The following is an 8,512-nucleotide window of genomic DNA, read 5'->3' as shown; positions in this document are numbered from 1 at the left end:
CGACCGAGTTGTTCGACGCCAACGGCGCGCACCTGCGCAAGATCGGCGCGGAGTACGGCACCACCACCGGCCGGGAGCGCCGGTGCGGGTGGTTCAACGGTCGCCGGCCGGTACGACGCGACGACTGTCAGGTCGGCCCGCACGGTGGGCAGGATCAGCTCCAGCAGGCCGGGGTCGTCGAGCACCTCGTCCGGGATCCCGCCCAGGTCGTGCAGCCACCGGGTCAGCGCCGCGTCGTCGAGGCGGTGCGCCGCGCCCAGCGGTGCCGCGTTGCGCGGCGGACGGGCCGCCGAGACCACCAGACGCTGCGGTACGTGGTCTCGCGCGACCAGGCGGGCGGCCACCTCGTACCCGATCAGGCCGCCCATGCTGTGGCCGAAGATCGCGAACGGCGCCGGCACCCGCTCGACGATCGCCTCGACCAGCGAGGGCACCAGTTCGTCCATCGTGCTCAGTGGCGGGTCGGCCAGCCGGCGCTCACGGCCGGGCAGCTGCGCGGTCCACACCTCCACGTCGTCGCCGAGCAGGGTGGTCCATGGCCGGTACGCGGCAGCTCCGGCACCGGCGTACGGCAGGCACACCAGCCGCAGCCGGGCGGCCGGGCGCGGCGCGACGCAGCTCAACCAGGCTGCGGCGCCGGCCGCTCGGGTGGCGGTCGTCGGCATGGATACGGGTGGTGTCGCCATGCCCGCACACGCTAGGAACGGGCCGTGACAGCGGTCTTAGCGTCGGCTGAGGGTTCGTCGCGGTGTCCGCTGCGCGCGGCCCGAGCGAGCGGTCCGCGCTCTCGGCGAGGACGGCCTCATCCAGCTCGAGCCCGCCGAGGCGACGAGCGGTGGGGATCCTAGAGTGGCCGGCGTGCCGATGAAAACCGCTGCCCTGACGACGACGCTGACGTTTCTCTTCGTCGCTGCGGTCGCCTGTGCGCCCTCGGCCCCTTCGCCGCAGCCCACGAGCGCTGATCTGACGGGAATGTGGTGCGGCTCCTCGGGCAAACCGGATTGATCTGCGCGAGGACGGGTCGGCGCGGCTGGACGCAATCTCGGACGCCTACCTCTTTCACGTCGTCAGGGATCTCCGGGTCACGTAAAGCGACGAGTACATCTGGCGCACCTACTTCGACGGCCGCCGGCCTGCTTCGGCTCAGGGCACGTGGACCTTCAGCGAATACGAGGACGAATACGACGAGGACCACGACGACGGCGACCAGTGGGTGCGACTTGACCTCGGGGAACGCAAGGCCGCGCCCACGCGTGACCAGCAATCCCCGGAGCGCTACACATTCGGCGACGGGCTGCTGGTCAGCCATGACGGCAAGGGGTTCGAGCTGTTGGCCCTCGATGGGATGCCGGACGAGGGATGGTCGAGCCGCTTCACCCCCTGCGCCGAGCGGCCGGTCGGACGATGAAGCCGCCCGGCAGTGGCTGTCGCGGTGGCTCGTCGCCCTACTGCTCGGTGGCGACCGCCGCGATGGCATAGTGCGGCCGATGGACGCCACCGTCGGGCCGCTCCAGGCGCTCGACCTCGGTGAAGCCGGCGCGCGCCAGTCGCTCGGAGATCTCGTCGACGGGCCACCGGTAGGCGGTCATGACCTTGTGGTCGAAGGCGTCCACCTCGTCGCCCGCGAAGAGGCCCAGCACCAACCTCCCGGACGGGGCCAGGGCACGCCGGAACGTGGTGAGCACGCCGTCGAGGCGCTGCGGCGGCAGGTGGATCAGCGAGTACCAGGCCAGGATGCCGGCGACCGAGTGGTCGGCGACGTCGAGGTCGTCCAGCGACCCGAGGCGGTAGCTGCCGCCGGGATGAGTCGCCCGCGCGTGGGCGATGAACTCGGGCACCACGTCCACGCCCGTGGCGTCGACGCCCAGCGAACGAAGGTGGTCGGTGAGGTGACCCGGGCCGCAGCCCAGGTCGAGCACCGGACCGGGTCGGCCCCCCAGGTGCCGGCCGATGAGGGCGAGGTCGTCGGGGTCCACCTGCTCACGCGTGCCGAACAGTTCGATGTAGAGATCCGCGACTGCGGCGTACGCCTGCCGTACCTGTTCCGTGCCCACCGCCCGACTATAGGAGCGCCGGAACGGGTCGGCCCACCGCACGCAACCCCCTGTCCAAAAGATCGTTAATGCCCGGGGGTGTGTCCGGGATGTCGCACGCGTGGACGGGACGGCTGCTGCGGGATCCGGTGGCGGGCGCCGCCGAGGCGCTGTTCTTCTTCCTGCTGCTCTGGTTGATCTGGATGTTGGCGGCCTGGGTCACCAGCCTCTACGATCCGGCGCTGCCGTTCGTCCAGGCGCTGGTCATCGTGGCTCATGTTCGGCGCGCTGGTGCTGGCCATCGGGATGCCCCACGTGTTCGGCGGCCGAGCCGTGGTGTTCGCGGGCACCTACGTCACCATCCAGCTCGGCCGGCCGCTCGCGCTCACCCTGGCGTTGCGCCGCCAACCACGACGGTTGGTGACCACCCGCATCACGATCTGGACGGCCGTCGCCGCAGTGCCCTGGCTCGTCGGCGCCGCCGTGAGCGAGCACGCCCGGCCCGCGGTCTGGGCCGGCGCCCTGGCCATCGAGTACGTGGGGTTCGCCACCGGCTGGCCGATACCCCGGCTCGGCGCCTCCCGGGTGAACCAGTGGGTGATCAACGGGGTCCACCTGGTGGAGCGCTACCAGCAGGTGTTCCTGATCGCACTCGGCGAGGCGATCCTGGTGATCGGCCTGGCCTCCAGCGCGGACCCGTTGACCCCCGCGGCGGTCGCCGCCTTCGTCATCGCGTTCGCCGTCACCGTGCTGTTCTGGCGGATCTACTTCCACCGTGCCGGACACCTGCTTCCCACGGCGATCCGTGACTCCCGGTCCCCGGCGCGACTCGGTGAGAGGGCGACCTACATCCACCTGGTGACGGTGGCCAGCGTGCTGATCACCGCAGTCGGATTCGAGCTGGTCATCGCCCACCCCGCCGACGAGGGCGCGTTGCCGCCGGCGGTCATCATGCTCGGTGGTCCGGCGCTGTTCCTCCTCGCGCAGGCCTGGGCGGAGTACGAGGTCTTCAGGCGGCGCCCCGTCCACCGGCTGGCCGGGGCGCTGGTGCTGGCCGCGGCAGTCCCGGTCGGCGCCCTGCTGCCGGGCCTGGCGGTCCTGGTCATGGCCGCCGTGGTGCTCGTCCTCGTCGGCGGGGCCGACACGCTGGTCAGCCACCTGAAAGATGCCGATGATCTGCCCTCACCCGCGTGACGGGAATCAGGGTCGCTCGGTAAAAGACCTGAGGGGAGACCGGGGCCTCACCCCCGGCGGCTGCCGTGGTGGAGCGTCGCCGTGCTGCTCGTCGGCATCGTCCTGCCGGCCGTCGACGTCGGCCATCAGCGGGTCAGGTCGGCATAGACCGCGATCTGCCAGGCGAGCACGGCCGTGGCGGCGACCTCAATGACAGATACGGCGACGAAGGCGACGCTCAGGGGCCCGTTCGCCCAGAAGACGATCAGAGCGGCGAGCGGCGGGACGACGAAGGTGCCAAGGTCGACGGCGAGTTGCAGATACTTCCTGGAGACGCGGCGGGCGTCCGAGCGGTGAGCCGTCTCCCAGCCGAAGGCGGCCTCACCTCCAGCGGTCAGCGCGACCAGGCGGGGGCTAAGGTCGGTGCGGACGTAGCGACCGATCGCGGAAATCTTTTCGTCGTTGATCAAATAAGTCCATCCGAGAACGACGCTTGCCACGGGCAGCAGGAGCAACAGGTTGGCGTGGCCCTTCACGGAGAGAGCGGCCGCGACAACCGCCGCCATCGAGCCGAGGGTGGCATAGATCAGATTGTCGCGGAACCCGATCCGGGTGCGCTGCTCCTGTTTCAGCTGCTCATACTCGGTGAGCAGCAAACCGCCGGTAGTGATCTCGCCGACCATGCACGTCCTCCCGGATCGACAGGTGATGCGCCCCATGATGCCCGAGGCCACCAAGGACGGGCGATCGGTGAATAAGTCGACAACCTTGGCCCGTCGGGCGGCGCAGACGAGCAGGTATCCAGCGATTACCCGGCATTGTTGTCGCCCTGTCGGTCGTGCTCCTTGGCCGAGCGTAGGTCTTCCCGTCAGTCGTCTGTCCATTGTCGGGTTTCGACACCGATGGACGGCACTTTCGCATCTTCACAGGCCGTGTTGGCGCTGCTAGGTTTGCCCAGGATCCGCCCCCGGCGCGTGTGGGGGAGCCGGGGGTTACACCCAATCGGACAAGGGCGGCTGTGCCTCACACCGTCCGCAACATGACTCGGGGCATCGATGACTGGTCGACAGGCGTCGATATCGGCGACGGTGTACCAGCCGACGTGGAACGAGCACCTGGCGTTGCACGTGTCCAAGCTGGTCGTGGGTTTGGCGACCAACCCGCTGAGCCGCACTGTCCAGGATGGACTTGATCGCTGGTTGGCGGCGAAGAGGTCGGCCGCCGAAGACGGCTACCGGGTCTCCGTCCCGGGTGACGCCACGATCGACCGCCTGTGGCACCGGTGGGGCGAGGTCGCCACCGGCTGGCCGAGTGAGCAGAGAGCCTGCCTCGACCTCACCAACTGCGCATTCTCCGATGTGGCAGGTCCTGCCTTTCTCATCTCGAAAATGGTCGAGCGGCACCGCCTCGGGCTGGTTACCAGAGTCCGACTTCCCGAGCAGCCAGAGATGATCAATTTCCTCCGGGAAATCAACTTCCTGGAGGCGATGACCGTCGCCACCGAGACTCCGCTGCCTCAATTGCTGACCACGCAGAGCGTGTACCGATTGACCCGGGTCGACTCCTATCCTCACCGCCGGACGGCGGCCAGACGCCCGACCCTGCCCTTCAACATCTTTCCCTTCAAGGTCCTGCCACTCGGGTCGAGCACTCGGCACGCACCGGCAGTGCGGTACGCGGCGGACTGGCTGTCGAAGCATGTGGTCGCGGCGCTCGATCGGGATCTGGACGGCCATGGCGCGCAGGTGGCCCGCAGGGTCATCCTGGAGACCCTGATCCGCGCGTCGATCGGCCACGAGAAGCGGACCGCGGTTGTCGCCGCGCACTACGGGATGCGACGTACCGGTCGCGCCCACCTGCAGATCGCCTTCTGGTGGGACGGCGCCGACGATCGATCGACCCAGGTGGCAACGGCCGATCTGCTTGACCTGGTCTTCGAGGAGGCGCAGGAAACGCTCGCCACTGCGGCGCCCACGTCCACCGCGCTCCGAGACGCCTGGCAGCCGCCGAACAATCCCACCGTGCTCGCCAGCGCGGTGATCGACATTTTCGGCGGCCAGCTCGACGCCTACGGTGCCGACGTGCACCTCGCCGTGGCCCGCGACAGCAGTGACGGCAGCGACGTCTCAGCTCTGCCACCGACGATCACCTGCGATCAGTCGCACGGTGGGACAGTGCGTGGCGACCTCGTAGTCGTGACCCTTCCGCTCAGCGACTAGTTCGGCGTCTGGCCCGATGCTGGAACGTGAACAACAGACACCACCGACCACGTTCGACCTCGTTCGCTTCGGGCTGGGTCCGGGCGAGGAACCGAACGAGCAGCAGCGAGCCTTCTACGCCTACGTGGCCCGGATCGTCGCCGGCCACACGATGCGCTACGTAGGATCCGCCGCCGCCTTTCACACCATCGACACGGCGACGGCGCTCGTCGAAACCGAGTCCATCTACGAGCCGCTCTACCGGGCGTTGATGGAGCTTCCTGACCGGGCGGATATCGGGATTCTCGACCTTTCGGTAAGCACCCGAACGGTCAACACCGAGCTGTTCCTCCGCCCGGAGGCTCTGCTGCATCTCGCCTCGGCGGTCAGCGCCGCCTGCGGCAGCGAGCAATGGGCCGCCCGCACCCTGGTCATCCTGCTCCCGACCGAGCAGGCAGAGGACATCAGGCTCCGTGAACAACTGGACGCGCGCCTGGCCTCTGGTCAGATTCACCTTCTCTCCGACGGTGGCACCGCCTCCTGGCCGGGCACCGACGAGGACGACTACCGCAGTGCCCTGGCCCGTCTACAGACCGCGTCGATCGACCTGTTCGAACGCAAACTCATCACCCGGCTCGGCTGGTTTCGTCCGCACGGCCGGCAGGGCGAGCGGAAGGTGCTACGCCACTACTTCGACGCCAGCCGGGCACAGGACGAACTCGGCCACCTGCTGGACGAGGCGATCGGCGCGGACCGCCCGGACCTGATCGTCTACCACGAGTCCGTCTCGGACTGGCTCGCCAATCCCCTGAAGGGTTCCTGCATCTCCGCCGGCTCGCTGCCGATCCGATCCTTCTCCGAAGCGATGGACACGACGCCGACGGAGGGCCCTCAACCCCGGTCGGTGCTGCTGGTCGTGCCCGTCGTCAACACCGGCGTCTCGCTGACCGAGCGGGTCACCACCCTCCATGCCCGGTTGCGTCCCGAACGACTGCGGGTCCTGTCCGTCCTCTGCGTCGGAGGCCCACAGCCACGGTTCGGTCGCCGCCGGATCGAGGGAAATGACGGCACGGAGCACGAGGTTGCATACTTCCTGTCGGTTGAACAGCGCACCGAGTCGGAAGCCGAGTGCCGCCTGGCTGTGGTGGGAGAGACCAGGCGGTACGAGGAGCGGACCAACACGCTGACCACCGCCGAGTTCTGGGATCTGGTACGAACATGCGGCGTCAAGCCTGAAGATGACGTCCCGGCTCCCCGCCGTCGCGGCTACGCCGTGGTCCCTGACGTCCCACAGATCCTCGAGCAGTACGGAAACTGGCTGGCCGACAAGCTGTGGATGTTCGTGCGTCGGTCAACCAGCACCGTGGGACAGGACATCCTGTTGGTCTGCCCCGAACGCGAACAGGGTTCCCGAAAATTGTCCAACAGCCTGTCCCTGCGTTCCGGCGCTCAGGTGGTACGAATCCCGCGCGAGGATATCGAAAGGGTGGTCAAGGGCACCGCACCGGAACAGGTCTTCGATGCCAGGGCCCCTTGGTGCCAGGAACTGGATTCCGTCGCGACGAAGGAGGTGGTCCTCATCGACGAGTTCGTCGGTAGCGGCGACACGATCAGAGCGATGGAGCGCATCGCCCGGGCGAAGGGCCTGAACGTGAAGGCCGTTTGCACACTGCTCGACTTCTCGCCCGACGCGGCCGGGCAACGGCACTCGCTCTACGGCTGGAAGCCACCCGCCTCCCAGACGGACCTCCCCGCGCAGCGCCCGGATGCGGACGGGGCAGCGGTGCGCCGGCCATGACCCGACAGCCGACCGAGAACGATGTCCTCACCCTGCTCGCCCTGCTACGGGCGGAAACCTCGGACGACGTTGCGTCGATCATGTTCGACGACCTTGTCTGGTCTGTCAGTCGCCTCGACGAGAGGTTCCGGTCGAAAGTTCTCGTCCACGCCGCGGCAATCATGGGCTCCCGCTGGCTCGAGGCGGACCGCGTGCGGGACATTTACGAACAGCTTGACAGGTGGCAGGTTGCGCGCAGCGTCGATTTTGCGCTCGTGACGGTGAAGGAGCGCGAGTTCGACGCCGCGAAGGCCGCGCTGGGCGTCGACCTTCGACGTGAGCCCGACTACTCGGTCCGCGGCGCATACTTCTTCGACGTCGAAGTGGCGCGCGACGGCCAGCCGCCGTTGAAGGGGATCATCACCAAGTGCGGGACCGCCGGCAACAGTCGGATGGCGGCCTTCCTGCACACCGTGTTCTCCGCGTACGACGTCCGGCTGTGCTGCCTGGTCGGCATGGCGGCCGGTCACAAGAAGCAGGTCCAGGTGGGCGACGTCGTGTTCGGTGACAAGGTGATCGATACCGGTGGTGGGATCTCGACGGCCCGTGGCTACGTGCCCGACCCGACCCCACTGAATCCGGATCTCCGGATCGCGCGGGAGATGACCTCGTTTCGGCCGGAGCGGCTGGATTGGCACGAACTGATTGCCAAGCAGATCGCCGCCGCGACCGCCGACCTGGACGATCTGCAGGTCCCCGAACTCTTCGACCCGGCGACCTACCGTCCACGGCTCATTCCGAAGACGATCCTCGCGAAGGACGAGTTGATAGAGGACGGGAAGGTAGGGCGGCGGGCACGGCGGTTCGGCCCGGAGCGCCGCACCGGCGCCTTGGAGATGGAGGGCGCCGGATTCGCGGTGGCCTGCGTCGAGGAAGGTGTGCCCTGGATGGTGATGCGCGGGATCGCCGACCTGGGTGAGCCCGATCGCGTGAAGGATTGGCAGTTCGTCAGCACCGTCGCGGCGGCCACCGCGGTGCGGCTCTGGTTGAAGTCCTGCCGGTTCATGCAGGACCGGGCCTAGTACGGCGGGGAAACCGTAATCTGATCTTGCCCCCGAGAGTCGCCTTGAGCTGCGGAGATAACGCTCTCACGGATGGTGCGAGAACCCTTGACGGACCGGGTATCGAGCGGCAACGATGCATGCACACCACCACCCGGCGTGATCGGCGCACGTCGTCCCGCACCCGCGAAAGGACCTACCCGTGCGCAGATCCCTGAGAGCGTGGTTCGGCGCTGCGCTGAGCGCGATCCTCGTCCTGGGCGGCGTCGT

Annotated in this window: 7 protein-coding genes and 2 pseudogenes; 6 read left to right on the top strand and 3 right to left on the bottom strand. The window is 68.2% G+C overall.

Annotated features, from left to right (window positions below; genetic code table 11):
- Positions 1–98, top strand: a pseudogene (locus tag AB0J68_RS20920) (adenylosuccinate synthetase); the annotation flags it as partial.
- A gap of 15 nt (positions 99–113) precedes the next feature.
- On the opposite strand, the pseudogene AB0J68_RS20915 reads toward AB0J68_RS20920, so the two are convergent.
- Positions 114–665, bottom strand: a pseudogene (locus tag AB0J68_RS20915) (alpha/beta fold hydrolase); the annotation flags it as partial.
- Between the two features lie 548 nt (positions 666–1,213).
- On the opposite strand from AB0J68_RS20915, the gene AB0J68_RS20910 reads away from it, so the two are divergent.
- Positions 1,214–1,408: a hypothetical protein gene (locus AB0J68_RS20910; protein ID WP_354855725.1), complete on the top strand. Its 195-nt coding sequence runs from the start codon at positions 1,214–1,216 to the stop codon at positions 1,406–1,408.
- Between the two features lie 37 nt (positions 1,409–1,445).
- On the opposite strand, the gene AB0J68_RS20905 is transcribed toward AB0J68_RS20910, so the two are convergent.
- Positions 1,446–2,054 carry a class I SAM-dependent methyltransferase gene (locus AB0J68_RS20905; RefSeq protein WP_354855724.1) on the bottom strand — a complete coding sequence of 203 codons (609 nt, stop codon included), beginning with the start codon at positions 2,052–2,054 and terminating at the stop codon, positions 1,446–1,448.
- Between the two features lie 255 nt (positions 2,055–2,309).
- Between AB0J68_RS20905 and AB0J68_RS20900 the strand changes: the two genes are divergently transcribed.
- A complete protein-coding gene (locus AB0J68_RS20900; protein WP_354855723.1) occupies positions 2,310–3,227 on the top strand; it encodes a low temperature requirement protein A in 918 nt (305 codons plus the stop codon).
- A gap of 125 nt (positions 3,228–3,352) precedes the next feature.
- Here the strand turns inward: AB0J68_RS20900 and AB0J68_RS20895 are convergent, their stop codons facing one another.
- Positions 3,353–3,889: a hypothetical protein gene (locus AB0J68_RS20895; RefSeq protein WP_354855722.1), complete on the bottom strand. Its 537-nt coding sequence runs from the start codon at positions 3,887–3,889 to the stop codon at positions 3,353–3,355.
- A gap of 405 nt (positions 3,890–4,294) precedes the next feature.
- Between AB0J68_RS20895 and AB0J68_RS20890 the strand changes: the two genes are divergently transcribed.
- The 3 genes from AB0J68_RS20890 to AB0J68_RS20880 are packed head-to-tail and all read left to right on the top strand — an operon-like array spanning position 4,295 to position 8,263.
- Positions 4,295–5,425: a hypothetical protein gene (locus AB0J68_RS20890; protein WP_363940032.1), complete on the top strand. Its 1,131-nt coding sequence runs from the start codon at positions 4,295–4,297 to the stop codon at positions 5,423–5,425.
- Positions 5,426–5,441: 16 nt separating this feature from the next.
- Positions 5,442–7,202: a phosphoribosyltransferase gene (locus AB0J68_RS20885; protein ID WP_354855720.1), complete on the top strand. Its 1,761-nt coding sequence runs from the start codon at positions 5,442–5,444 to the stop codon at positions 7,200–7,202.
- Positions 7,199–8,263 carry a hypothetical protein gene (locus AB0J68_RS20880; RefSeq protein WP_354855719.1) on the top strand — a complete coding sequence of 355 codons (1,065 nt, stop codon included), beginning with the start codon at positions 7,199–7,201 and terminating at the stop codon, positions 8,261–8,263. The genes AB0J68_RS20885 and AB0J68_RS20880 overlap by 4 nt, the downstream gene beginning before the upstream one ends.
- Positions 8,264–8,512: the final 249 nt, after the last annotated feature.

This window comes from Micromonospora sp. NPDC049580, from assembly GCF_040675595.1.
Classification (GTDB): Bacteria; Actinomycetota; Actinomycetes; order Mycobacteriales; family Micromonosporaceae; genus Micromonospora.
This window is presented reverse-complemented; position numbering and strand designations above follow the sequence as displayed.